This window comes from Pedobacter gandavensis (assembly GCF_032677645.1).
GTDB classification, from domain to species: Bacteria; Bacteroidota; Bacteroidia; order Sphingobacteriales; family Sphingobacteriaceae; genus Pedobacter; species Pedobacter gandavensis_A.
On the sequence record NZ_JAVTSB010000001.1, the window covers coordinates 442,395 to 467,343 of the forward strand.

21 protein-coding genes are annotated in these 24,949 nt (G+C 41.8%); 8 read left to right on the plus strand and 13 right to left on the minus strand.

Annotated elements, in window-relative coordinates; translation table 11 throughout:
• Entirely contained in the window at positions 1-963 is a 963-nt protein-coding gene (locus R2Q66_RS01915) for a MoxR family ATPase (protein WP_316746295.1), read from the plus strand.
• A 150-nt stretch (positions 964-1,113) separates the two neighbouring features.
• Here the strand turns inward: R2Q66_RS01915 and R2Q66_RS01920 are convergent, their stop codons facing one another.
• The 7 genes from R2Q66_RS01920 to mutL all read right to left on the minus strand — a co-directional run bounded on the left by R2Q66_RS01920 (position 1,114) and on the right by mutL (position 9,309).
• Positions 1,114-2,001, minus strand: a complete 888-nt coding sequence (locus tag R2Q66_RS01920; RefSeq protein ID WP_316746296.1) for a glycerophosphodiester phosphodiesterase family protein — start codon at positions 1,999-2,001, stop codon at positions 1,114-1,116.
• A gap of 217 nt (positions 2,002-2,218) precedes the next feature.
• Positions 2,219-3,076, minus strand: coding sequence for a DUF4440 domain-containing protein (locus R2Q66_RS01925; protein ID WP_316746298.1), 858 nt, complete (start codon positions 3,074-3,076; stop codon positions 2,219-2,221).
• A 152-nt stretch (positions 3,077-3,228) separates the two neighbouring features.
• Positions 3,229-4,689, minus strand: a complete 1,461-nt coding sequence (cysS, locus tag R2Q66_RS01930; RefSeq protein ID WP_316746301.1) for a cysteine--tRNA ligase — start codon at positions 4,687-4,689, stop codon at positions 3,229-3,231.
• 18 nt (positions 4,690-4,707) lie between these two features.
• Positions 4,708-5,820 carry an endonuclease/exonuclease/phosphatase family protein gene (locus tag R2Q66_RS01935; protein ID WP_316746303.1) on the minus strand — a complete coding sequence of 371 codons (1,113 nt, stop codon included), beginning with the start codon at positions 5,818-5,820 and terminating at the stop codon, positions 4,708-4,710.
• Positions 5,820-6,683, minus strand: a complete 864-nt coding sequence (locus R2Q66_RS01940; RefSeq protein ID WP_316746305.1) for a rhomboid family intramembrane serine protease — start codon at positions 6,681-6,683, stop codon at positions 5,820-5,822. Before R2Q66_RS01940 ends, R2Q66_RS01935 begins: the two co-directional genes overlap by 1 nt.
• Positions 6,676-7,416: a rhomboid family intramembrane serine protease gene (locus tag R2Q66_RS01945; RefSeq protein WP_316746307.1), complete on the minus strand. Its 741-nt coding sequence runs from the start codon at positions 7,414-7,416 to the stop codon at positions 6,676-6,678. The genes R2Q66_RS01940 and R2Q66_RS01945 overlap by 8 nt, the downstream gene beginning before the upstream one ends.
• A 6-nt stretch (positions 7,417-7,422) precedes the next feature.
• Complete coding sequence (gene mutL / locus R2Q66_RS01950) at positions 7,423-9,309, minus strand: DNA mismatch repair endonuclease MutL (protein ID WP_316746309.1); 1,887 nt, start codon at positions 9,307-9,309, stop codon at positions 7,423-7,425.
• A gap of 342 nt (positions 9,310-9,651) precedes the next feature.
• On the opposite strand from mutL, the gene R2Q66_RS01955 reads away from it, so the two are divergent.
• Both R2Q66_RS01955 and R2Q66_RS01960 read left to right on the plus strand, forming a co-directional pair.
• Positions 9,652-11,484 (plus strand): serine hydrolase domain-containing protein, encoded by a 1,833-nt coding sequence (locus tag R2Q66_RS01955; RefSeq protein WP_316746310.1) that lies wholly within the window; start codon positions 9,652-9,654, stop codon positions 11,482-11,484.
• A gap of 48 nt (positions 11,485-11,532) precedes the next feature.
• Complete coding sequence (locus tag R2Q66_RS01960) at positions 11,533-12,105, plus strand: DUF1579 domain-containing protein (RefSeq protein ID WP_316746312.1); 573 nt, start codon at positions 11,533-11,535, stop codon at positions 12,103-12,105.
• A 108-nt stretch (positions 12,106-12,213) separates the two neighbouring features.
• Here the strand turns inward: R2Q66_RS01960 and R2Q66_RS01965 are convergent, their stop codons facing one another.
• On the minus strand, positions 12,214-13,176 hold the full coding sequence (locus R2Q66_RS01965) for an isopenicillin N synthase family dioxygenase (RefSeq protein WP_316746314.1): 963 nt from the start codon (positions 13,174-13,176) through the stop codon (positions 12,214-12,216).
• A 248-nt stretch (positions 13,177-13,424) separates the two neighbouring features.
• Here R2Q66_RS01965 and msrA point away from each other — a divergent pair, with 248 nt between their 5' ends.
• Together msrA and R2Q66_RS01975 are read left to right on the plus strand one after the other, a co-directional pair.
• Entirely contained in the window at positions 13,425-14,027 is a 603-nt protein-coding gene (gene msrA / locus R2Q66_RS01970) for a peptide-methionine (S)-S-oxide reductase MsrA (RefSeq protein ID WP_316746316.1), read from the plus strand.
• A gap of 66 nt (positions 14,028-14,093) precedes the next feature.
• Positions 14,094-14,552 carry a copper resistance protein NlpE gene (locus R2Q66_RS01975; protein ID WP_316746317.1) on the plus strand — a complete coding sequence of 153 codons (459 nt, stop codon included), beginning with the start codon at positions 14,094-14,096 and terminating at the stop codon, positions 14,550-14,552.
• Positions 14,553-14,651: 99 nt separating this feature from the next.
• On the opposite strand, the gene R2Q66_RS01980 is transcribed toward R2Q66_RS01975, so the two are convergent.
• Positions 14,652-15,938, minus strand: coding sequence for an SGNH/GDSL hydrolase family protein (locus tag R2Q66_RS01980; RefSeq protein ID WP_316746318.1), 1,287 nt, complete (start codon positions 15,936-15,938; stop codon positions 14,652-14,654).
• Between the two features lie 23 nt (positions 15,939-15,961).
• Entirely contained in the window at positions 15,962-17,170 is a 1,209-nt protein-coding gene (locus R2Q66_RS01985) for an OmpP1/FadL family transporter (protein ID WP_316746319.1), read from the minus strand.
• A 308-nt stretch (positions 17,171-17,478) separates the two neighbouring features.
• On the opposite strand from R2Q66_RS01985, the gene R2Q66_RS01990 reads away from it, so the two are divergent.
• The gene (locus R2Q66_RS01990; protein WP_316746320.1) at positions 17,479-18,111 is read left to right on the plus strand and encodes an NAD(P)H-dependent oxidoreductase; all 633 of its coding nucleotides are present in this window, start codon (positions 17,479-17,481) and stop codon (positions 18,109-18,111) included.
• Positions 18,112-18,675: 564 nt separating this feature from the next.
• The gene (locus R2Q66_RS01995; protein WP_316746321.1) at positions 18,676-21,393 is read left to right on the plus strand and encodes a carboxypeptidase-like regulatory domain-containing protein; all 2,718 of its coding nucleotides are present in this window, start codon (positions 18,676-18,678) and stop codon (positions 21,391-21,393) included.
• 6 nt (positions 21,394-21,399) lie between these two features.
• On the opposite strand, the gene R2Q66_RS02000 is transcribed toward R2Q66_RS01995, so the two are convergent.
• Positions 21,400-22,953, minus strand: a complete 1,554-nt coding sequence (locus R2Q66_RS02000) for a PspC domain-containing protein (protein WP_316746322.1) — start codon at positions 22,951-22,953, stop codon at positions 21,400-21,402.
• Positions 22,950-23,318: a PadR family transcriptional regulator gene (locus R2Q66_RS02005; protein ID WP_316746323.1), complete on the minus strand. Its 369-nt coding sequence runs from the start codon at positions 23,316-23,318 to the stop codon at positions 22,950-22,952. Before R2Q66_RS02005 ends, R2Q66_RS02000 begins: the two co-directional genes overlap by 4 nt.
• A gap of 315 nt (positions 23,319-23,633) precedes the next feature.
• On the opposite strand from R2Q66_RS02005, the gene R2Q66_RS02010 reads away from it, so the two are divergent.
• The gene (locus tag R2Q66_RS02010; protein ID WP_316746324.1) at positions 23,634-23,792 is read left to right on the plus strand and encodes a hypothetical protein; all 159 of its coding nucleotides are present in this window, start codon (positions 23,634-23,636) and stop codon (positions 23,790-23,792) included.
• A gap of 11 nt (positions 23,793-23,803) precedes the next feature.
• Here the strand turns inward: R2Q66_RS02010 and R2Q66_RS02015 are convergent, their stop codons facing one another.
• Positions 23,804-24,946 (minus strand): putative sensor domain DACNV-containing protein, encoded by a 1,143-nt coding sequence (locus tag R2Q66_RS02015; protein ID WP_316746325.1) that lies wholly within the window; start codon positions 24,944-24,946, stop codon positions 23,804-23,806.
• Between the last annotated feature and the right edge of the window lie 3 nt (positions 24,947-24,949).

Genomic DNA, 24,949 nt, shown 5'->3' on the forward strand with positions numbered 1-24,949 from the left:
ATGCAGTTTGAAAACGACATTAAAGCAGTAGACGCCTTACATCAGGTATACAAAGACATTAAAGCCGAGATTGGCAAAGTGGTTATTGGGCAGGATGAGGTGGTTAAATCGGTTTTAATATCCATTTTCAGCAATGGTCACTGCCTGCTGGTCGGCGTTCCCGGCCTGGCAAAAACCCTGCTGGTTCAAACGGTATCGAATGTACTGGATCTTAATTTCAACAGGATCCAGTTCACTCCGGATTTAATGCCCAGTGATATCATCGGTGCAGAAATCCTTGGGGAAGACCGCAACTTTAAATTCATTCCCGGGCCGATATTCTCAAATATCATCCTTGCAGATGAGATCAACAGAACACCGCCAAAAACCCAGGCCGCACTATTAGAGGCCATGCAGGAAAAAGCGGTTACTGCTGCCGGACAAAGACATGTATTGCCCAACCCTTTCTTTGTATTGGCTACGCAGAATCCGATTGAACAGGAAGGAACTTATCCCCTTCCGGAAGCTCAACTGGATCGTTTTATGTTCCATGTGCATTTGGGTTATCCTTCTTTTGAAGAAGAATTGACTATCGTTAAAAATACAACCAGTAATGAGGTGGTTCAGCTGAAAAAGATCATCAATGCCCAGCAGATCCAATACTTCCAAAAACTGGTTAGAAATATACCTATCGCAGATAATGTGGTCGAATATGCCGTTAAACTGGTGAGTAAGACCCGTCCGCATACCGCACACGCCAAAGAAGAGGTCAACAAATACATCAGCTGGGGTGCTGGCCCAAGGGCTTCTCAGTTCCTTGTCATTGGTGCAAAATGCCATGCGGCGATTTCAGGCAAGTATTCTCCGGATATTGAAGATGTACAAGCCGTAGCAGAAGCCATTTTAAGACACCGGATTGTGAGGAATTACCGCGCAGAAGCAGAAGGTCTTTCTATGGAACAGATCATTAGAAACCTGTTTTAAAGTATTGCTGATGAACAGCGCAGACCCATTCTTTTAGCCTGCTGTTAATTGATATAAAAAGAGCGGCCTTGAAAATTTTCAAGGCCGCTCTTTTTATAAACTGTTATTTTTATTGGCTGTTTTCTATACGTTTCCGCGATTACATGGGCCTTATTCCCCTTTTAGCAACTCTGCTTTAAACAGGTTTGGATAATCCGTTACCAGACCATCTACACCTAAGCCAATCAGGTACTTCATTTCCTTCGTAGAATTGATGGTCCATGGGATGATTTTAATTCCTGCTTCATGGCATCGGTCTACCAGGCTTTTACCCACCAATACCGAGTATGGGCTATATACCGTAGGTTTGAAACCCAATTGCGCCAGGTTATTCTCAAAATCTTCCTTCTCATCAATCAGCAATCCTGTTTTTATCTTAGGATAGTTTTCATGAAGATATTGAAGCGTACGGATATCAAATGATTGTATAGTCACCCTTTTCTCCAGTTTCTTTCTTTTGACGATCTCCATGATCAGGTCTACAAACTCTGCTGGTTCCGGTTGAAACTCCCCATCCCCTTTAGGGATCAGTTTAGTTTCAATGCTGTAATTAGGTTTAGACAACCTGTTTTCCTTCACATAGGCCTCTACTGAGTCCAGGGTTTCTTCCAGTAAAGGTTTAGACACTTTAAATTTCTGCTGACCCGGAAAGCGGTTATGGATTTTACTGCCGACATCGAATTTCTTAATCTCCTCATAGTTCATCTGATAGATGTTGTATTTCTTTTGATCTTTTAAGCTGATGGCTTTACCATCCGGCTTAAGGCTGATTTCTGCATTGAAATACGGTTCCTGAGAAAGAATCACCTGTTTATCTTTGGAAATCACCGCATTCATCACTAAGGTATTTACGCCTAGATCTAAGGCTTTAATCATTCCAGGGATGGTGTTTTCCGGCATGATGCCTCTGGCGCCTCTCTGGCCCTGCAAATCAAATTTCTGAGCCTGACTCTGAGCGGCCATCAACATTGCCGCAAGGATTAGTATTTGTTTCTTCATTAAGTGTGGTTATTCATTAATTATGGTTACTTCTCATCCATAACGTAGATAAAGAACGATCCTTATCTAAATAGCTTAAGAAAACTATCAGGTATCAGGAAAATGGTAAACCATATTAAAATAAAGGATTAAAATATAGGGTACAAAAAATGTAAGACACAAAAAAAGGGTTTTTAAGTTAAACCTTTAAAAACCCTTTCTTTATCTTTTCATTTGATTAACGTTCTGCTGGTGTGAAAACCTGCATAATCAAGTTCCAGTTGTGATCAGCCTGACGCTCATAAATAAACACGTAGTTGAAGCTTTCTCTCAGGTCAGCTTTATAATCGATCGTAGCTACACCGTAAGTATAGGCCATATCGCCACCCAATGCTTTATCCACTTTAGTGGTTTTAAGTATCATGTTTTTCACCATACCATTGTAGAAGGCCATTGCATTTGCTTTTCCAATGATCGGCTCATAACCCGGGAACAATACCCTAACATCAGGGTTTACGAAACTTGCAAAAGCAATCGGTCCGTAAGACTTCAAAGTCGTATTTAAGGTCTTTTCTGTAGTCGCGATGATATCAGCTCCCGCAGCTTTTTGTTTCTCTGTCGCAAACTTAGGCGTGTAGAATTCTTTAGGCTCAACAAATGAGTCTTGTGCCTTGTTCAATGGTTTATTGTGCGTAACGCCAAGGTCCATTGCCAATTCCCATTTACCATCTTTCGCTTTCCAGATCGACAGGTACTGGCCAAAAGTTTTCTCCTCGCCATTAGCTGTAAATGGTCCTGTAGTGAAACCCCAGTCGCCACTCTTCGCTACTCTGGCATAAGTTGGTGTCCAGCTCAGATCTTTCGTATCCTCTGCTGTGGCATAATAAGTTTTTGCATTTACCGGATTTGGTCTGAATACCAAAGCGTCATTTGAAGAAAAAGTAGTAAACGCAGCTTTTGCGCCATGTTTTGCCAGGTTTTCTGCAAATTCTTTCTCTGCTTTAACAAGAGATTTAGTGGTTCCGTCCGACTTTTGTGCATAAGCACTAACTGTCATCGCAAGGGCTACCATCGTATAAAGGACTTTATTGATCATGATTTGAAATAGTTTGAATAATAATGTTGTTTAGTACAGATAAATCTGATAATATATATTTAGCGCTAATTGCATTAGCGCTAAAATGTTTGGTACGAATATAATAGTTCTGAGAATTCTGAATGATAAAAGTAATTAACAAATAAACATTGTTAAGCTTTATTCCAGGTTGTTCCTTCTTTACTGTCTTTCAACTGGATTCCCATACTTTGAAGTCCTAGTCGGATTTTATCAGAAGTTGCATAATCTTTGTTCTCTTTTGCAGTCTGGCGCAAGTCGATCACCATATCTAATACAGAATTCAGTGCGATATTAGAAGTTTCCTCATCTTTCAATCCGAAGATGTCATAGACGAAATCCTGCATCAATTGCTTAAGCTTATCTAGTTCTGCTGCCGAAATTTTCCCTTTACCATCATATACCGTATTGATGATTCTGCTGGCTTCGAACAATTCTGCAATCACCACCGGACTGTTGAAATCATCGTTCATTGCTTTTACGCAATTGTCTACGATTGGCGTAATGTCGAAATCGCTGCTTTCTGAAGGTGTTAATTTATCCAGTAAACTCAAGGCATTCATCAATCTTTTGAAACCTTTTTCAGAAGCATCCAAAGCCTCATTTGAAAAGTCCAAAGTACTGCGGTAATGTGCCTGTAACATGAAAAACTTCACGGTCATCGGACTAAATCCTTTGTCCAGCAGTTCATGGTCACCGGTAAACAACTGCTCCGGTAAAAATCCGTTACCTGCGCTTTTCGACATTCTCGTCCCGTTTACCGTTAGCATATTGGTATGCATCCAGTATTTGGCCGGTTGTTTATGGCTGCAAGCTTCAGATTGTGCGATCTCATTGGTATGGTGCGTTGCCGCAAGATCCATTCCACCACCATGAATATCAAATTCTGCACCCAGATATTTGGCACTCATTGCGGAACATTCGATATGCCATCCCGGGAAACCTTCGCCCCATGGAGAAGCCCAGCGCATCAGTGTTTCCGGCTTTGCTTTAATCCAAAGCGCGAAATCCAATCTGCCACGCTTTTCATTCTGTCCACCAAGTTCTCTGGTATTGGCCAGCATATCTTCCAGGTTTCTGTTGGTCAGAATGGTATAGTTATAAGTTTGACTGTATTTTTCTACATCAAAATAAATGGTTCCGTTAGACTCATACGCATATCCGTTGTTCATGATCTCTTTGATCATTTCGATCTGTTCGATGATGTGTCCGGTAGCGGTAGGTTCGATACTTGGCGGCAGCGTATTGAACATTCTCAATACATCATGGAAGCCCAAAGTATACTTTTGTACGATTTCCATCGGCTCCAGTTGCTCCAGTTTTGCTCTTTTGGCAAACTTGTCATCACCTTCATCACGATCACCTTCCAAATGGCCGGCATCGGTAATATTACGCACATAACGGACTTTATAGCCACTATATTTCAAATACCTGAAGATCAAATCAAATGAAATGAACGTACGACAATTGCCCAGGTGAACATCACTGTAAACAGTAGGTCCGCACACATACATACCTACATGAGGTGCGTTTAGCGGTTCAAAAAGTTCTTTTTTACGTGTTAGGGTATTGTAGAGCTGTAAGCCTGTATTCATCTTGTAAAGGTAAAAATTTTAGGGTGTTAATATCAAATCACTGCGAACAGGAAAATGATCTGACAATTTAGCGGGAATCACGAGATGATTCAACACTTTGATGTCTTTTGTAGTGGCAATATAATCAATCTGGAAGTTAGGAAACTTACCATTATAGGTTCTTCCCAGGCCGGTGCCCTCCTGCTGAAAAGTATTGTGTAAAGATTTTGTCAATTGAGTAACCGCATAAGAAGCAGGGGTATCATTAAAATCACCGGCAATCAGAAAAGGCGTCTGGCATTTGGCCATATGGGCCTTCATGATGTCTACCTGATCACTTCTCTTTAGAAAAGCATTTCTGAGCAGTACCAGGATCCTTTTAGAAGGCTTGATCTCTGCATCCATCTTTTTCGCCACCTGATCAATATAGCTGTAATCCTGCTTATCAAAAGAGATAGACTGTAAATGAATATTGTACACGCGGAGTTTCTTTTGATCAACCTGAATGTCCACGAAAATACTGGCATTGCCGCCGAAGTTTGGTCCAAAAGCAATCGTTCCGGTATCCTTAATCGGGTAACGGGAAAAAATAGCTAATCCTGTAGCCTCATAATCGTTCTTACTGGAAGGCACGAAATAGAAGTGTTTGGTTTTCAGAATCCTTTTCAGGCTATCGGTAATGTCAAAAGATCCTTTTTTACGGGTAAAATATTCCTGAAAGCAAATGACATCAGGATTTTCTTTTTCGATCAGTTCCAGCATCTGTTGTTTTACAGATTCTACATTCTCCAATCCGTAAGGCTTAAAGCTATGGACATTGTAAGTCATCATCCGCAAAGCTTTAGGATCATATTTCGGGCCTTTATCCGCTTGTCCGAAAATACCAAGGGTAGCGGTTAGCGCTTGCCAGCCTACCAGAATCAGGGCAACAGTGCCTATGGCAAATGTCCAGCGTTTACGCAGACACCACCAGATCACCATAAAGATATTCAGAAAGAGAATAAAAGGATAGGCAAGGCCGAAAAATGCGATCAATTGATATTTCCTCGGGTCAAAACGACCTGCAAGGAAACCCAACACTAAAGTCAAGGCTAAAACCACCGCGATTAAACGAACCAGTTTATCAAAAAATGTAGGTTTTGATTGCTTCATTAATGTTTGCTGGCCTTAAACAAAGTTTCCTTTTCGTCTTTACTTAATTTATCATATCCGGATTTAGAAATCTTATCTAAAATCGCATCTACTTCCGTTTGATTAACCGAACTGGTTTTATTTTTGGCTGCTGATTTCGGACTATCATTTCTAACCACCTTTAGCTTAGGTTTTCTTTTGAAGAGCTTGCTCCAATCCTTCCCTTTTTGCAACAGGGTAATGTATGCAAAGCCAAATAAAGCACCACCCAGATGGGCAAATATACCGCCGCCATTAGGAGAAGCCAGACCGACCAGGTCCATCGCAATATAGCCCATGGCCAGGTACTTCAGTTTTACATCCCCCAACAACATCATTTTGATGCTATAATCAGGCACTAAAGTAGCTACCGCTACAATTACCGCCATGACCGAGGCCGAAGCACCGATTACGGTTGCCGTTCCGGCAGATGCCGAAAAAACAGGAAATAAGGTATAAGCCAGGGTGTACATCGCTGCACCAGCAATTCCTCCGCAGAGGTATACAAAATGAAACTGTCTGACGTTTAAGAAATCCAGGAAGAGTTTCCCCATCCAGAATAACCAAAGCATATTGAACAGCAGATGGAAAAATCCATCATGAAAAAACTGATAAGTGATCGCGGTGTAAAACCTTACAGGTAACTTCGCTATGGATGCCGGATAGCCGAAATATTCCCGCACAAAAGCAGGAAAATCTACAGATGACACACCCGAAAGGAAGAAAGGGATACCCATAAATGCGACGATCAAAAAGATCAGCACATTGATACCTATGTAAAAAAACACGGGATTCCCCGATTGAAATACTTTGTATTTCAGCTCTTCAAAAAAAGACTTATTCATAGTATTTAAAGAATCTATTGTTGTCCTTGTCTTTCCATAATTTCACCAGAATAAAGCCTAATAATGCGCCACCAAGGTGTGCATAATGGGCAATTGAATCACCGGGAATCTGTGCAACTCCTAAAGACAATTCCATTAAAATATAAACCGGGATAATGTATTTTGCTTTTACAGGGATTGGAATGAACATGATGTACATTTCCGTATTTGGGTATAACATCCCAAAGGCAACCAGCAGTCCAAAAATAGCGCCGGAAGCACCTACCATAGGGAAACCATAAATCCCGATCAGGGTGTTTCTGGCCTCTGCTGAGATCCCGGGAATCCCTACCTGGGCTACCCCTCTGGTTAAATCAACCAGCACAGGATTGTGGAAAACTGATCCAGTGATCTGATACACTTCATAGGCCTGTACCCCCATTTGCAGGGCTACAGCTCCCAATCCGGTGATCAGGTAAAAATTAATAAAGCGTTTCGTTCCCCACCTGCTTTCAATCACGCCACCAAACATAAACAAGGCAAACATATTGAAGAAAATATGCATGAAATCGCCATGCATAAACATGTAGGTAACCGGCTGCCAGATTCTAAAATACTGGGAGTCGAAGTAAAAAGCGCCGAGTAAATAGTCCAGGTCGATTCCTGTATTACTAAAAACGTATTTTGCAGCAAAAAAAAGCGCATTAATAATGAGCAGGTTTTTGACTACCGGTGGGATGTGGATGTTATTCATCGTAGCTTATTTATCAAATTTTTTATCTAGTTCAGTTAGCCCGATGGTTTGAATAACCGGCTTCCCACTAATGCTAAAGTTAGGCGTCTGACAAGCAAAAAGTTGCTCTATCAGTGTATTCATTTCCTGTTGTCCTAAAACTGCGCCGCTCTTAATGGCACTGTTTTTCGCCATACTTCTGGCCAGGGCATCACGTTTACTCAGTTTCAGTTCCTGCTGAGAATTTTTGAAGCCTTCAATCAGGTGTTCAAACAATTGCGTTTCATTGCCATTGTTATTTCCTAAATCTACAGGAATCCCCTCAATAATCAAGGTGTTTTTTCCGAACTCACGAACCTCAAAACCCAGACTCTTAATATCTTCCAGTAAACTCTTCGCCAATTCAAAATCATTGGGACTTAAAGTAACCGTTTGCGGGAATAAGCTCTGTTGGGAAGCACCTTTGCGATCATCCAGATTTTTGCTGAAACGCTCATAAAGAATCCTTTCATGAGCAGCCTGCTGATCGATCAACATCAATCCCGACTTAATCTGCGAAATGATGTAGCGGTTATGCAATTGCATCAGTTGTTTCTGAACGGGCACTAAAGAATCGTCCGGTAAAACAACTTCTCCCGGCATTTCAATAGCCGTTTGCTGCTGCGCAGTTTCCGCATGATTGGCCACCTCATATAAAGCACCCCAGCCCTTGGTACTAGGTACAATGGCTGCGCTGGCATCTCTGGAAGCACCGTTACCGGTTCTAGGAAAAGTTGGAGCGGGATCTCTGCTCGGTTTATCCGCAGCAAAAGGGTTAAAGTCCGGATTAAAGCTAATGCTTGGCGGCACAATTTCTTCCGGCGCTTTATGGGTAATCATTCCGCTAAATCCGGTTTCCTGGTCAAAATCAATCGTCGGACTGATGTTAAACCTACCTATAGAGCGTTTCACCGCAGAATGTAGAATCGCATAGATCGATTTCTCATCCAGGTATTTAATTTCCGTTTTTGTAGGATGCACATTCACATCAATCTTTGCAGGATCAATATCAATGAACAACACATACATCGGGAAGTGATCATCCGGCAATAAATCTTCATAAGATTTACTGATCGCATGGTTCAGATAAGCGTCTTTAATGTACCTGTTGTTGACAAAAAAGAACTGCTCTCCCCTTGTTTTTTTAGCAAATTCCGGCTTTCCAATGAAGCCTTTTATGTTGATGATACTGGTTTCCTCTTCTACAGGAATCAGTCGCTGGTTGTAATTATTTCCAAATAAGTGAACGATTCGTTGTTTCATGCCGGAGGCAGGTAAACGGTGAATTTCTACCCCATCGTGGTTTAAGCTGAAAGCAATTGACGGATTAGCCAGTGCAATACGTTGAAATTCTTCCTGTATATGGCGCATTTCTGCGGAAGTACTCTTCAGAAAGTTTCTTCTTGCAGGTGTGTTATAAAAGAGATTTTTAACCGAAATACTGGTTCCAACGGCAGTTGCCACCGGCTCCTGACTGGTTACCACAGAACCTTCGATCTGCACCATCGTCCCCAGCTCATCTTCATGTCTACGGGTCTTCATTTCTATCTGCGAAATTGCCGCAATAGAAGCCATGGCTTCACCTCTGAAACCCATGGTACGAATGGCAAATAAATCTTCTGCTTTTCTGACTTTTGAAGTGGCATGGCGCTCAAAACACATACGTGCATCGGTCACACTCATTCCACAACCATTGTCTATCACCTGAATCAATGCCTTACCGGCATCTTTTAAAATCAACTGTATCTTTTTTGCACCTGCATCTATCGCATTCTCTAAAAGCTCTTTCACGGCTGATGCCGGGCGTTGCACCACCTCTCCGGCCGCGATTTGATTGGCTACACTATCCGGTAAAAGTTGTATTATATCTGACATTTATTTCTCTCTGGTAAAGGTTGCTAATTTAGGGAAAATAAGCCTCAATCCTCAGTTTTCATTTGTTAATAATTTGTCTTTTAATGCCTGTTCCTGTTTTCTTTGTTCCTTTTTCTATCTTTAGCGACAGGAAATAACGGCGATTAGACCGGGGATTTAAAGGCTGCGCTTTCCGAATGCAAATACATCAGCAACAGATCTGAACGCATCAGTAGTTCATGGAGCAAGGCTGATACCTGGGCCATCTTTAGGAAGCCTAAAGCAGGAGGAAACACAACAACCTTAAAAACAAAACGTTCCAGGATTAGTATACGTATATCCCATTTTTAAAAACACCGCTTCATGCAGAAAAATTATAGCAGAAAAAATAACCTTGCAGGGATCATTGCCACCAGTTTTATGGCCTTAATCACCTTCAATGCCTGTGCGCAGAATCACCAGCAAAACCAGCAAATGGTCGCTGTTTTCAATAACATCAGCAGCAATACCGTACTCCTCAACAATGAAGCACAGCTGATCCCAATCACCGCCCTCAATCAGAAAAACATCGCGGCAGTAAGTCTGGGTTTCAACTACCATACGACATTCGACAGTCTTTTAAATAAATACGCGAAGGTGAGCAGTTTCTCTTCGGATGCTTATATGGCTTCCAGTACCCTGGATGAGCTCGAAGACGACCTCAAATACTTTAACCTCGTGATTGTTGCTTTGCCGGTATCGGCGATGAATAATCCCAGAAACACGAGCTTCATCAACAGCCTCGCCAAAAACAAAAAGATCATTGTCTCTTTATTTGGAGAAACCGGTAGCTTACTGGCTTTTGATGGCATCACTGCCCCCATTGTCTGGGCCAATCAAAATAATGAAGCGGCAGCCAATGCGGTTCCTCAAATGATTTTTGGCGGCATTCCATTTACTAAAAAACTAACCGTAGGTTACTCTTCAAAATATACTGCCGGACAAGGTGCAACGACCAGTCAGACCCGGTTAAAATACACCCTTCCGGAAGATGCAGGGGTAAACTCCGACAATCTCCGTGAAATCGACAACATTGCCAATGAAGCCATTCGCGAAAGAGCCGCTCCGGGAATCGTAGTACTAGTTGCAAAAGATGGAAAAGTGATTTTCAATAAAGCCTACGGAAACCATACCTACACCAATGGCCTGGCAGAGAAAGTAACGGATATTTTCGATCTGGCTTCGCTCACCAAAACTACTGCAACCACCCCAACGGTAATGCGCTTAGTAGAAGAACATAAACTAAATCTGGACACCAATATCGGGGCCTACATTCCCAGAGCGAGGTTATCGCCCATGAACAACATCAAAGTGCGCGAAGTAATGCTACACCAGGCAGGCTTCATACCTTTCATCCCCTTCCATGATTATGTAAAGCCAGGAGATTATAGCAGGGATTCCAGCGCAGCTTTCCCCACCAAAGTAGCCGACAATTATTACATCAAAAAAGGTTTTTTTAAAGACGTGATGTGGCCAAAAATGCTGAACTCGCCAATCAGAACCCGCGGAAAATATGTGTACAGCGACATCAGCATGTATGTGATGAAAGAAATCACGGAGCGACTGAGCGGAATGCCTTTAGACACCTATGTATGGGAGAATTTCTACAAGCCACTGGGCATGCAGACTGCTGGATACTTACCGAGGAACCGCTTTTCAAAAGATCAGATCGTCCCGACTGAGCAGGATAATTATTTCCGGAAAACACTGTTAGAAGGTTATGTCCATGATCAGGGCGCTGCATTGTCAGGTGGCGTATCCGGTCATGCCGGATTGTTTTCCAGCGCAAATGATCTGGCCATCATCTACCAGATGTTACTGAATAAAGGCAGCTATGGCGGCACACAATATTTCCAGCCACAAACGGTGGATATGTTTACCAAAAAACAATCTGATGTGAGCAGAAGAGGATTAGGCTTTGACAGATGGGATCCGGATGCAACCAAGAAATATCCTTCACAACTGGCTTCTCCCCTTACCTATGGCCATACCGGTTATACCGGAACGGCAGTCTGGGTAGATCCGGCCAAAGGACTTGTTTACATATTCCTGTCCAACAGGGTAAACCCCACAGTATCAGAGAAATTAGGAAGTCTTAAAATCAGACCAAGAATCCAGGATGCCATTTATAAAGCCTTTGAAAAAGGTGTTAATTAGTTCAATTTTTCGTAAATTAGGTTACGTACAAAACTTAATTCTAATCAAATGAAAAAGTTAACATTAACTGTTGTGGCCATGCTGTTGCTGGCCGTAACCAGCCGGGTCCAGGCACAGGATGACGCCATGATGAAAGCATGGCAAGCCTACATGACCCCCGGCGATGTACACAAAATGATTGCAAATGATGATGGGAACTGGGACGGAGAAGTAACCATGTGGATGGCACCAAATGCGCCGCCCACAAAAAGTAAAAGCAGCTGCACAAATAAAATGATCATGGGGGGCCGTTATCAACAATCTATGCACAAAGGAAACATGATGGGAATGCCTTTTGAAGGAATGAGCCTGTTGGGTTACGACAATTCAAAAAAAGTATTCGTTTCCAGCTGGATAGACAACATGGGCACGGGCATGATGAACATGGAAGGCACCTGGGACGATGGCAATAAAACCATCAACTTTACCGGGAAATGTGTTGATCCAATGACCGGCAAAGACATGGACGTTCGGGAAGTGTTTAAATTTGTAGACAAGGACCATCAAATGATGGAAATGTATTGCAACACAGATGGGAAAGAAATGAAAACCATGGAAATCCAGCTGACCAGAAGAAAGTAAGCTACTATTATGATTAAGCAACAATTCATGAGAAAGAAAAAGGGATCAATATATATTGATCCCTTTTTCATGACAACCTGATGAAAATGATAACACCTTCAAAAAGTATTACATTTTCAAGCCGATTTCACGTAAACGCTCATCCAAATACTCCCCTGCGGTCATATCTGCATACACTTTAGGATGTGCTTCATCTATGGTAGAATCCAGACTTGTCAAATCCATGTCTGCACGTGGGTGTAAAAAGAAAGGAACTGAAAAACGAGATGTTTTCATCAATTCTACTGGAGGATTCACTACTCTATGTGTGGTAGAACGCAATTTATTGTTCGTTAAACGTTGCAACATATCACCTACATTCACTACGATATCCGTGTGACCAGCTTTAATCGGCAACCATTCGTTGCTACGGGTTAATACTTCTAAACCGTCTGCACTTGCACCGATCAATAAAGTAATCAGGTTAATGTCTTCATGAGCACCTGCACGTACGGCATCAGGAGCTAATGATTCCGGGTTTTCAATCGGGAAATAATGAATCCCTCTTAAAATAGAGTTACCGTTATGTACATGTTTATCGAAATAATCGATCGGTAAAGCAAGGTAAGTTGCAATTGCGCGCAACAAATGTTTACCATTATTTTCTAAACGCTCATAAATTTCACGGGTTACCGCATTAAATTCAGGAAGTTCTTCCAATACTTCATTCTCAGGATATTCCGCTTTAATCGGATCATTATCCATGACTTGCTGACCAATTTGCCAGAATTCTTTCAGGTCTGCAGTTTTAGCACCCTTAGCAGTTTCTTTTCCAGGGCTGGTATAACCACGCTGACCGGCAAGTTCTGCTCTTTCATATTTTTTCTTTTGCTCAGAAGTCAGGGCAAAAACACCCTTGATATTAGCATACAGTTTATCAATCAATTCCTGATCTACACCATGATTAGTGATGGTTACAAATCCAGAATCGTTAAAAGCTCTGCCCAATTCATCAGAGAATTTTTTACGCTGCGCATCATCGCCATTGATGTAAGAGCCCAGGTCTAAACTAGGAATATAAGGTGTTGACATATCGATATTTTTATAGGTATTAACACCGCAAATTTAAGAAAGTATTGTTAATAAATGTTAAATATCAAGACAAATGAAAAGTAAATACCTGAAAAACAACTATATTAAGTTATACACATTTAAAGAACCGCTCCTTTAAATTATCAGTTCAATGTAATATCCGTTTAGCGAACTACATTTAAGAAAACCAGAACTGCTGTACTTACGTATTATATTCCAAATAGTGTTATCAACTAGTCCTTACTACCATGAAGTATTTATCAATTATGATCTTAGTTCTCTTATCGGCAGGAAATGCCGGCGCACAGTCACAAAAACTCCAGAAAGCTACCTTTGGCATGGGCTGTTTCTGGTGCTCAGAAGCGCTTTTTCAGCGTCTGGACGGGGTAGTTATCGTCAGATCAGGTTATGAAGGCGGTTCGGTTGCCAATCCCTCCTATGAGGATGTATGTACCGGAACTACCGGCCATGCAGAAGTAATTGAGGTGACCTATGATCCTGCAAAGATCAAATATGATGACTTACTGGAAGTGTTCTGGAAAAGCCATGACCCAACTACACTAAACCGTCAGGGAGCAGATGTAGGTACACAATACCGTTCGGTGATTTTCTACCACAATGATGAGCAAAAGCAAATCGCCGAAAAGTATAAAAAAGAATTGAATGATACCAAAGCCTATGGGAAACCAGTGGTTACTGCCATAGATAAAGCCAGCAAATTTTATGTTGCAGAAGGCTACCATCAGGATTATTTCAACAAAAATGGCAATCAGCCGTATTGCAGAATGGTGATCCTGCCAAAGCTTGAAAAACTAGAAAAGGTATTTAAAGCAAAGCTGAAAAAAAATTAAGGAGTAGAAACATTTAAAACATACCCGGTGTTATCAAACATATTTCCTACTCAAAATATGTTTCCTATGAAAATTAAAATCTTAACATTAGCCTGCATTTCTATGTTCTTTATGGCCTGTAACAACGACCAGAAAAACGAGAAGCATGCCAACGAAACCATAAAAGCAGCGGAAGAAATCGTGGCCGGAGATGGACACAATGCAAAGAACTCTCTGGATTGGGCAGGTACTTATATAGGCGTAATGCCATGCGCAGATTGCGAAGGCATACAAACCGAGCTGATTTTAAACCCGGACATGACCTATATCCTGAAAACCAATTACATGGGTAAAGACACCCATTTCCCGGAAGACCGTGGTACCTTTAAATGGGATGCTACCGGTTCAAAAGTGGAATTACTCGGACTAAAAGACCGTTCAAACCTGTTCTTTGTCGGAGAAAACATGCTGAAACAATTGGATATGGACGGAAAAGAAGTTACAGGGGAACTTGCCGAAAATTATGTGTTGAAGAAAACAAAGTAAAAGCTCTTTAATTAAAAAACCCCGGCAAGCTGATGCTTGCCGGGGTTTTTATGAAATCTAAATCAGGAAATCCTGAAAACACAGATTCTTTCTAAACGACTAAGGAAACTTAACTCCTCTGTATCTCGTGACATCTACAATTGGAATAGAAGAACCATATTTGGCATTGATTGATCTGATAAACTCATTTCCAATCATCGCATAACCCATTGGCGTCAGGTGAATCCCATCCAGAGAGAAAAGATTACCAGTAATGTAGGCCCCGCTAACAGGTACTCCATTCACGACTTTACCTGCACCATATTCCTTTAACAAGGCGAAGGCATCCACTAAAGCCAGCCCTTTACTTGCGGCTACCGACTTGATCGTCACATTATAAGCCGATACATAGTCCGAAACCACTGCAGCTTCGTCCTGATCTAACACCCACTGACTTGTAATCGGGTTAGAAGGAGCCAATCCATAGGGAACAGCACCCGTTCCGATAAGATTAGCTGAGGCCAGCGGCAATACAAAATAGTCCTTTGCCGTTGCGGCTCTGGTCGTATTAGCCCCTGTCCTGATGTAAAGCGCAGTTACGGTTGGTGCCGTAACGTGTACCGCAGCCAATAGCGAAGCCAAAGTAACTGTATTAAAGAAAGGTGTTGCTAAAATATCAGGAACCGTTGCCACTACACCTTTAGCATTATTTTTCGTCATCACATCAGCAGTGCTGGCGTATAAACTGGCAAAAGCCGCTTTAGGAGTTGGCTGATCGTTAGGATCGGCGCCCCCGGTAGAGGCATAACCCAGAATATCATTATTTCCCAGCCACATGCTAAAGAATGTAAATGGTTTAGCCGTCACGAAATTCAGGTAAGTCGTGTTGTTATTATTCGGGAAATCTGTTGGCAATAAACGCTCGAAATAATTATTCAGATTGCCGTATTGCGGAATATTAACATGTGCCAGTTTAATCCCCGGAACCCCGAAATTGTTAATTTCACCAACATACTTGGTAAACAACTTCAATGGAGGACTCGTGCTTCGGTAAGCAAGATGTGCATTCTGATCACCAATAATTGGCAAACCTGTTGCAGTAAATCCGGTCAGGATTTTATATCCGGAGCCATCAGCTTCCGAATCCTTAAAGTAAGGCGTATAAAATTCACCGCCACCAACGGTTTTCATTTGCGTAGCGATCATGCCCGGAAAAGAGTTTTTCTGCCCCTCCAGGTATAATCCATTATCCGCATAACCGGAAGTCAGGGAGTTTCCAATGGCAATATACCGGGAGAAATCAGCGCTTCCTTTGACAGGGGTGATATCGCTCAGTTCGGGTTTGCAGGAGGCCATTCCAAGAATAGCGACCGCAATCATGCTTCTAAATATATATTTTGAGTTCATTGTGATAGGTCTGAAGGGGTTGATTACCATTTATAAGAAAGAGAAATACCAGGGATATAAGCCAGTGTTTTAAACTCGCCGCTCAATTGTGTTTCAATATTGGTTTCTTTTCTTTTCTCTACGCTTTCAAACAGGAAAGAAAAATCAATATGAAACTTCTCTGAAGCTTTAAATCCAAGACCAGCACTCAGCAAAAGACGGTTGGCATCCGGTACTTCCGGCGTCACATAACCTTCTGCTACCGGTGTAAAGGCATAGCCGATACCCGCGCGTAAAGCCAGTCTATTGGTCGTTTGGTTTTCAATACCGAAGCGTAATGCCGCAGCATCATGGTAATTTCTTGGAGAAGGTGCTGATACAAAGTTGTTATTGTAATCAAAAGCCAGTTCCTTGTATTTACTCCAGTGTACCCAGTTTACATCAAAAGCAAGAGTAGTTTTTTCTGAAGGATGGTACCCTAAGCCCAAGGTAGTGGTTGCAGGCAAAGGAAGTTCTGCGCTAAATTTAGTAGGAACACGGGATACCAGTGCCTGAGGCACATCAAAAATCGCATCCCCATCTTTCACGGTTGCCGTCACCTGCGAGCGGTGGGTTACCCCGATAGAAACACCAGAAACCGTCTCCACATAAATACCGGCATTCCAGCCGAAATCTTTAGTGTCTCCTTTTAGTTTCGCGGTAGCTTGTCTGCCGTCATTCAAGGTATAAGGTAAAGCCTTTCTCAGATCCACTTTTCCCATGGAATAAACCAGACCAGCACCGATACCAATATGATCAGAGATCTTTAAACTTAAAGTTGGCTGGATATAAATGGCTTGTAAATCCAGGGAGGTAACCGAATACCTACCCGTCCAGTCTTCTTTCCAGTGCATGGCACCACCAAAAGGCGTATAGACCCCCAGACCAAAGCGAAGCCTGTTTTCCGGATTTCCGAAAACGGCATAGCCCATAATAGGCGTCGCAATTTTATCTTTATTATATTCTGTAACATTAGAACCTGTTTCACGGAAGGCTGTTTTCAGGTAGAGGGGACTAATTCCTGCCTGAATCCCATTCTTTTTTAGGAAGGATACGGCACCGGGATTAAAAAAAACGGCCGCTTCATCTAAAGCAAGTCCGGTCCCCGCCCCGCCCATTGCGGTTTGTTTTTGCCCTTGCAGGTTGACCTGGAAAGACTGGGAATACCCGAGTATAGGCAGGCCCAGTAAGCAACTAAGTAAAATCTTTTTCATATAGGGTTAGAGTTATATTGGTAATTATTAAACAAAAATAGCTAGAGAGAGTTTTAGCTAAATAGCTATGCTTGCATAATAATTAACGAGTTTAGGAAATAAACTAAAAGATTCCAAATGTTATCTCAAAATTCTGAGCACTAAGCCAATGTCTTTTATAGCCTCCCGAGTATCATATAAAAGTAAAAAGCAGCGAATAATTAAAATAGATCAAAGTAACATACTTACATTTGCTAACAGTGTTATTTATTTAGTTGCTATATAACTAACACGCTAAAAAAGACCTATTTATTTAAAATAATATTAACATGAGCTTAATTGAAGCATTAAACTGGCGTTATGCCACTAAAAAAATGAGTGGTGAAAAAGTTTCACAAGACAAAGTGGATCAGATTGTTAAAGCGGCACACCTTGCCCCTACTTCTTCTGGTTTACAGCCATTCAAAGTAATTGTGGTAACCAACCCGGAATTAAAAGAAAAAATCAAAGCAGTGGCTTTTGGTCAGGAGCAAATCACAGACGCTTCGCATGTATTGATTTTTGCGGCATGGGATAACTATACGGAAGAGAACATTAGAAACGTATTTGTTCAGGGTAACATCGAACGCGGTTTACCGGAAGATGCAAATGGCGACTATCTGAACAGACTAGTGACCACGTACACGGCAAAAACAGCAGATGAGAATTTCCATCACGCTGCAAAACAAGCATACATCGCATTTGGTGTTGCCCTTGCAGAAGCTGCTTTATTAAAAGTTGATGCGACTCCAATGGAAGGTTTCGACCCTGCACAACTGGACGAATTGTTAGGTTTAAGAGAAAAAGGACTGCGTAGCACAACTTTGTTACCTCTTGGATACAGAGCAGAAAGCGGCGACTGGTTGGTAAACCTTAAAAAGGTACGTACCCCGATGGCGGATTTCGTAATCGAAATGAAGTAAACAAAAATTTTTAAGGGCTTTATCCACAAGATAAGACCCTATATCTGCCTTAAAGCGCCCCTGTCGACCTACATTGTCGGCAGGGGCGCTTTTTTATAGCCAAAAATCAAGGGTTGTCCACAATTTCAAGTCTTATCCACAATGCGATGTGGATAAGATGATGTGAGTAACTTATTAAACAAGGTATAATCAGCAGCTTACCAAGCTCAACAATTCACATTTGGCTCCAGAATCAGGTGTATAACCTCTATCCTATAGGGCGTTTTCCACAGCAAAAGCCCCTATTTCCCTACCTTATCCACAGAAAACTGTGGATAACCTGCTAACAACTTGTTAAGTCTGCCAAAATCAATAGTTTAATAACATTAGTAATCCACATTCCCCGCCTGGTCAGCCAGATGAACACCAGGCCAGCACAGCTTAAGCTCAAGCTTCAAAAGCCTTGTCCCCAAAGCCACAATCTCCCTTTTTTAAATGTCAAAATATGTTAAACATCACTCAGCATAAGGCGATTCACTTCATAAATGAATATATTAGCCCTATTAACCGTCTTTAATTATTTTGATGAAACTGATAAACTTCGTTATTGCCTTTCTTTTGCTATCCACAACTTTGCACTTTTCTGCAAAGGCACAACAGGACAGTGTTGTTTTAAACAACATCATTAGCAAAACCAAAAAACTCTCCGACGAGCAACCCATAGAAAAGGTCTATGTACATTTCGACAAGCCCTATTATAGCGTTGCGGATACGATCTGGTTTAAAGCTTACCTGACCATGGAACAAAACATTCCATCGCAACTCAGCAAAATTGTCTATGTGGATGTTATCAATGAACGCGATTCATTGGTAGAAACCCTGAAAATACCGGCAGTCAACAGTGTAGCCGCTGGAAATATCCCGCTAACACCGGGTAATTACAAACAGGGGAACTATTACATCAAAGCCTACACCATCTGGATGATGAACTTTGGCGATACCTATTTCTTCAAGAAAACCATCCCTATTGGTGAAGCCATAGAAAAGCAACTGATCACCCATTTCAACTATACCAATACCCAAACGGATAAAAATCAGAGCATAAACGCGGTTATTCAGTTTAAAAACGCGGATAAAGTGGTCATGGCCAATAAAGTAGTCAACTGGAAAGTCGTTTCTAATTATGAAACGGTGAGTAAAGGTAAAGGAACCACCGACCAGAGCGGAATCCTGAAAATCAAAATAGAACCCCGTAAAAACGAGATCATCACCAATGGCGAACTGATCACAGAACTGAGCTTAACGGATAAAGAAATCCTGACTTCCACTTTCAGCTTAAGACCTGTTAAATCAGACAATGACCTGCAATTCTTCCCTGAAGGCGGAGAACTGGTCAATGGCCTCGCCGTAAGAGTCAGTTTTAAATCACTAAATTCTAAAGGTCTTGGTGCTGCTTTAACAGGAACCCTGACCGACAATACCGGAAATACCTTATCAACTTTCAGCTCCAATGCTTTAGGAATGGGTTCATTTTACCTGAACTCCGAAGCCGATAAAAGCTATAAAGCAAACATTACCTATAAAGATGGCAGCACCAAAAGCTTCGACCTGCCAAAAGGAATAGCCTCAGGAATCGTTACTCAGATCACCAATACTGATCCGGTTAACTTTAACCTGAAAATCCTCGCCAATGATGCTTATTTCGCTCAAAACACCGGAAAACCCTATTTCATTATCGCTACACAGGGAGGCATCATTTATTATGCTGCGAAAACCCGTCTGGCTACACAAGTAAACTCAGCGAAAATCCCTAAGGAGAAATTCCCTGCAGGCATTGTACAGGTGACCCTGATTTCTGAAAGCGGCGAGCCCTTAAATGAGCGTCTGGTTTTCAACTATCCCTCAAATGACAACTTATCGCTGAAATCAGATTTACCAACCTATAAGCCAAGACAGAAAGTCAAACTAACCTTGGCTCCAAAACTGGCCACCCAACCTTTGGAAGGCAGCTACTCGATATCAGTAACCGACGAATCGAAAGTTCCGGTGGATGAGGATACAGAAACGACGATTTTAAGTTCCTTGTTACTGACTTCGGATCTCCGTGGTTATGTAGAAAAACCTAATTATTATTTCCATAAAACGGATGAGAAGAAACAGGCAGACCTGGATTTACTTCTGTTAACCCAGGGGTTCCGTCGTTTTGCCATGAAAGATATCTTAGCTGGGAAAACCCCGCCAATCAGTTTCTTACCAGAGCAGGACATGCGCATCACCGGTACGTTAAGAGACCGTACAGGAATGCCGGTTAGAAAAGGTGCCTTACGCTTAACGGTTCCGGGAACTGGTATCTCGGCAGAAACGATGACCAGTCCTTCAGGTCTGTTTGCCTTTGGTAACCTGACTATCCCTGATTCTTCGGAAGTATTGATCAATGCAAAATATAGCACCAACGGTTCTAACCTGATGATCATGCTGGACAGCTCACCATTGCCTGAAGTAGGGAAAAACAGGAGCCATGTAGGTTCAGCAGACAATATCGACAGTACTTTATCTGCTTACCTGACCAATAGTAAGAAACAATACAACTTCCTGCGCACGCTGAAAGAAGTAAAAATTGAAGGCGCTAAAGTAAAAAGACCTAGTCATGCAGACCATTCCAACCTTGCAGGATTAAGTTCTATTAATGCGACCGTAATTGAAGGCGACCGCTTAAAAGACTGTAATTCGCTGGCCTTGTGTTTACAAACGATGGCCATGGGTTTAACGTTTTTCGAGAACAACTTCTATGTGACCCGCGATTATAACCAGGGAAGCAGAGTTCCGGTAGCGATTTTCATCAATGGAATGAATTTGGATTTTAATGCTTTATTAGGTGTAAATCCGAAGGAAGTAGAAACGGTAGAGGTCTTTACCAAAGATGATCTGGGAACCGTAAACAGGATGTACAATACCAATGGCGTATTGGTGGTAAACACCAAGAAAGTGGTAAAAAGTAACATGAGTATTGCGGACTTAAAGAAACTGCTGCCTAAAGAAAATATGCTTAAATTTAATCCGAAAGGCTTTAGCAAACAACGCGAATTTTATATGCCGAAATACATCAATCCGGCTAACACGTATAACTTTAACGACCTGAGAACAACCATTTACTGGAATCCTAAAGTGAATACCAATGGTACTGCACCTTTAGTTTTAGAGTATTGGAATGCCGATGGCAGAGGAACGTATAAAGCAGTAATTGAAGGGGTAGACAAATATGGCAATATCAGCCGCTCTGTCTACCGCTACATTGTAAAATAATAGGTTTTACTGGTCTGACTCTTCGTGTTTACGTTCAGTCAGACAAGTTAAACCAGTTTCGGTCATGACCCATTCAGAAAATTCCTGATTGTCATCCTCCACACAGTCCCAGAAATTGTACCCATTTAAATAGCGATTGAAATCACGATTGATCTTTAAATGGGTGCCCACTGGAACGCTTAACGTCAGCGACACTTCTTGTCCGCGGTAATTGGCTTTCTTGATCAGTTGTAAATCAGAGCTGAAATTCAATACCGAATCTACCTGTTTAAAATCATAATGAATGTTCTGCGCATTTCTCAATGCCGCTTCAAAAGTCCGGCCTTGTGAACTATAGTTTTCCGAAAGGATCATCTTTCCGTTCAGACTTTTATCGATATTCAACCTCATATTTCTTGGCTGATCAAAAGGCCCTCTTCCATCGTTCAAAATTCTGCGTCCTTTATAATCTACCGGATCAATCCTATAATTCACGCTATCTTCTTTGGTAAAAAATCTCGTTTTATCGATTGCTAAAACTATCGTTTTATGCGGTACCAATTCTTTTACCTGTGCAAATTCAGCACTTTCTTTAAACTCAGCGCTTACTTTGGCAATGTAGAATACACTCACCGCCACACCTAGTAACCAGATCATCAGTAAGCTATAAGAAAGCATTTTATTGATGGCCTTCCCATTAAAAGCAACACGGATGGAGAACAGTACCAATGCCAGGATTGGAACCAGCAGCGCAATAAATACAGCGAAGATCATGGTGCTGAAATAGCTCTCGTTAATGATATTAAAAGGGAAATAAGCATATACATCTGCATCCCATATGCCCAGTACACCCGCCAAACCAACGATTAACATCAGGAGTAAAAAAGAGCAAAAAATCACTACCGCAGCAGCCACTAGTTTAAGCATAACCTTTCCTGTACCGTTAACGAAATTCCCAAGGAACTCAAAGAACTCCGCCAGAAAACCACGGGATTGTTTCAGCAATGGATTCTGGTGACTGTTCATAAAGCCGCGCAAATTCGCTTCTTCGCCCCTCATCGCCATTTTCTCAGACTTCGTTTCTGCCCTTGGAACTACGATCCACATGATCAGGTAAATCAGGATGCCGGAACCACCAATAAACATAGAGATCAATGCGGCCAATCTGATCCAGCGTGCTTCGATATTCAGGTAATAACCTAAGCCCACACATACACCGGCTATCATCGCCTGATCCGTATCACGGTATAGTTTTTTAACCCCGTCATGAGGAGGCATGGCGGAAAAGTTTCCGGCGATTTCCTCTTCCGCTTCGGAGTTTTCAAAATCTTTTACAGAACCCATTTGGGCAATCACCGATTGTACATCCTGGATATCGATGACTTGCTTCTGCTGTGCCGTCAGGATTTCTCCGAACATTTCCGCAATACGATTCTCAATATCTGTGACAATCTCAAAATCATCTGCATTCTTTGCAAAATGTTGTTTTACCTCATTCAGGTAAACCGTAAGCATTTCGTAAGCATCTTCCTCCAGGTGGATGATCGAGTTGCCGATATTTATATTTAAAGTCTTTTTCATGATTTGGTTGAGTTTATTTGGGTTTGAGATTCCAGATCCGTTCCTTTTTTAGAAGTGGTGATGGCATAAGCCAGTTCCTGCCAGGTCCGGTCCAGCTGACTAAGAATCGCGGTTCCTTCCGGGGTTAACAGGTAGTACTTTCTGGGCGGACCAGAGGTAGATTCTACCCAGTTATAACTCAGTAACCCGTTGTTCTTTAATCGGGTCAGTAAAGGGTACAAAGTACCTTCCACCACCAGCAATTTGGCCGATTTTAATTCTGCGATAATATCGGAAGCATAGATCTCACCTCTGGATATGATCAGGAGCACACAGTATTCCAGTATGCCCTTTCGCATTTGTGTTTGCGTATTTTCTGCTATCATAATTCAAAGTTATGTGTTTTATATAGTAATATGCAATACATAGTACTATATAAAGTCAAAATATAAACACAACACACTGATAATCAGTTCAATTATTTTTAATATCGAAAATCAGAAGAATTTACAGGAAAGACTCAAAAAGAGTACAGTGTGGAGAAATAAACAAAGTCAAATACCTGATTATGAGTGTAAAAACCAACTAAATACAGGTAAAATCCAATGAAAAACACGAGTTCTTAACATTCAGCGCTTTAAGGAGCATTTTGGCTCGCAGTTTGCAATAAACCAGGTACATCTACTTAAAAACCACTACCTATGTTAAGTAAATCATTTTCCATATTTCATGTTTTTGCAAGGCAAAATAAAGAAAAGACCAGCAGAGTATTAACTAAAAAAGAATGGGTTAATGCAGATCGGATTGTATTGCTTTTTTTACTGCTGGCAACGATAGTTGGAGCGATTATATTTTCTTAAATAAGGATATATTACAACAACAAGGTATCGATTCTGTGTGCTTGCACTCTGGATTGCGAAACCGACCAGCTATAAATCGTAAAATGGCCATCTTGTGAGGCCACCAAAGCGGTCGCATCCCTTTGATCATGGACAAATTGTGCCGCCGAAAGATGTCTTGTTCCACCAACCTTTGTCGGGTGTACCACAATCGCATCCCCTCCCTTAATTGGTTCCGAAAAAGAAATCTCATCGATATTATCCTTACCCTTTGCACGTCCGATTTTTGCCCCGAAAGCCAAAAGCTCATAATCCGTGCTGATCACCGTAGCACCATCTACTGCTGTTAAGCCTGCCAAATGCTCCACTTCCCGTTTCAGGGCCGTTTGCCAGAAAATCTGACTCGCTTCCTTACGGTCTTGCTGCAACAGTTTAGAAAGGCCGGTAAAGGCGGGTTGTATATAATATTGAATCGGTTTGATAATCGATTGCAACCAGTGGTTGGTTTCATTGGGCACGATCAGCAAAGTACCGCCTCGTCCATGACTACGCATAGAAACAGCCAGCTGAATCATTACATTGACCGAATCGTTCCAGTAAGAAGGCGCGGTAAGGTCTAATAAAGAAAGCAGCATTGGCGGACAATCCCGCATATCGGTATGCTTTTCTTCCACCATTTTCACCTGATCTCCTTTGAGGACAGCGATATTGGTAAACTTGCCAAATCCATAGATCCTACGGTGTTTAATCACAAGTAAAGCCGGTTCAGAAACGTCCAGTACAAAGCAGAAATTAGGAATGCTCACCGTTGTACCCCAGATAAAAAGCTCATCATCCTCCATCCAAACGCCCAGATGAATCCCTGCCCGCTCTACACCCGGTGCAATTTTGGTCAGGATTCCTGCACTTAAAGGCAAACGGTGTTTAAAAAGTAAGGGATTTCCTGCCTGATGTGGCGGAAGATAAGCCAGAGAAATCTTGGGCGAATGACCTTCCTCTTTGCGCAAACTAGCCCAAAAAGTGGCGTCTATGATAGCCTCAACCACATTTGCAGTGGGTAATGGTGCCAGATCATCCTCTCCACTTTCTCTGGCAGCAGCAAGATGTGCTGCAAAAATAGCTTCAACTTTTGGGGCAATCACCCTTGCTGCCTGGTAGGTCGAGTAGTAGATCATGCC

What these genes read in the sequence shown, in the direction of transcription:
- R2Q66_RS02000 (WP_316746322.1), bottom strand. Translation starts at nt 22,953, where the DNA reads ATGAAAAAGACTTTAAATATAAATATCGGCAACTCGATCATCCACCTG.
- R2Q66_RS01995 (WP_316746321.1), top strand. Translation starts at nt 18,676, where the DNA reads ATGAAACTGATAAACTTCGTTATTGCCTTTCTTTTGCTATCCACAACT.
- R2Q66_RS01935 (WP_316746303.1), bottom strand. Translation starts at nt 5,820, where the DNA reads ATGAAGCAATCAAAACCTACATTTTTTGATAAACTGGTTCGTTTAATC.
- msrA (WP_316746316.1), top strand. Translation starts at nt 13,425, where the DNA reads ATGAAGTATTTATCAATTATGATCTTAGTTCTCTTATCGGCAGGAAAT.
- mutL (WP_316746309.1), bottom strand. Translation starts at nt 9,309, where the DNA reads ATGTCAGATATAATACAACTTTTACCGGATAGTGTAGCCAATCAAATC.
- R2Q66_RS01980 (WP_316746318.1), bottom strand. Translation starts at nt 15,938, where the DNA reads ATGAACTCAAAATATATATTTAGAAGCATGATTGCGGTCGCTATTCTT.
- R2Q66_RS01960 (WP_316746312.1), top strand. Translation starts at nt 11,533, where the DNA reads ATGAAAAAGTTAACATTAACTGTTGTGGCCATGCTGTTGCTGGCCGTA.
- R2Q66_RS01965 (WP_316746314.1), bottom strand. Translation starts at nt 13,176, where the DNA reads ATGTCAACACCTTATATTCCTAGTTTAGACCTGGGCTCTTACATCAAT.
- R2Q66_RS02005 (WP_316746323.1), bottom strand. Translation starts at nt 23,318, where the DNA reads ATGATAGCAGAAAATACGCAAACACAAATGCGAAAGGGCATACTGGAA.
- R2Q66_RS02010 (WP_316746324.1), top strand. Translation starts at nt 23,634, where the DNA reads ATGTTAAGTAAATCATTTTCCATATTTCATGTTTTTGCAAGGCAAAAT.
- cysS (WP_316746301.1), bottom strand. Translation starts at nt 4,689, where the DNA reads ATGAATACAGGCTTACAGCTCTACAATACCCTAACACGTAAAAAAGAA.
- R2Q66_RS01915 (WP_316746295.1), top strand. Translation starts at nt 1, where the DNA reads ATGCAGTTTGAAAACGACATTAAAGCAGTAGACGCCTTACATCAGGTA.
- R2Q66_RS01920 (WP_316746296.1), bottom strand. Translation starts at nt 2,001, where the DNA reads ATGAAGAAACAAATACTAATCCTTGCGGCAATGTTGATGGCCGCTCAG.
- R2Q66_RS01975 (WP_316746317.1), top strand. Translation starts at nt 14,094, where the DNA reads ATGAAAATTAAAATCTTAACATTAGCCTGCATTTCTATGTTCTTTATG.
- R2Q66_RS01940 (WP_316746305.1), bottom strand. Translation starts at nt 6,683, where the DNA reads ATGAATAAGTCTTTTTTTGAAGAGCTGAAATACAAAGTATTTCAATCG.
- R2Q66_RS02015 (WP_316746325.1), bottom strand. Translation starts at nt 24,946, where the DNA reads ATGATCTACTACTCGACCTACCAGGCAGCAAGGGTGATTGCCCCAAAA.
- R2Q66_RS01985 (WP_316746319.1), bottom strand. Translation starts at nt 17,170, where the DNA reads ATGAAAAAGATTTTACTTAGTTGCTTACTGGGCCTGCCTATACTCGGG.
- R2Q66_RS01925 (WP_316746298.1), bottom strand. Translation starts at nt 3,076, where the DNA reads ATGATCAATAAAGTCCTTTATACGATGGTAGCCCTTGCGATGACAGTT.
- R2Q66_RS01990 (WP_316746320.1), top strand. Translation starts at nt 17,479, where the DNA reads ATGAGCTTAATTGAAGCATTAAACTGGCGTTATGCCACTAAAAAAATG.
- R2Q66_RS01945 (WP_316746307.1), bottom strand. Translation starts at nt 7,416, where the DNA reads ATGAATAACATCCACATCCCACCGGTAGTCAAAAACCTGCTCATTATT.
- R2Q66_RS01955 (WP_316746310.1), top strand. Translation starts at nt 9,652, where the DNA reads ATGCAGAAAAATTATAGCAGAAAAAATAACCTTGCAGGGATCATTGCC.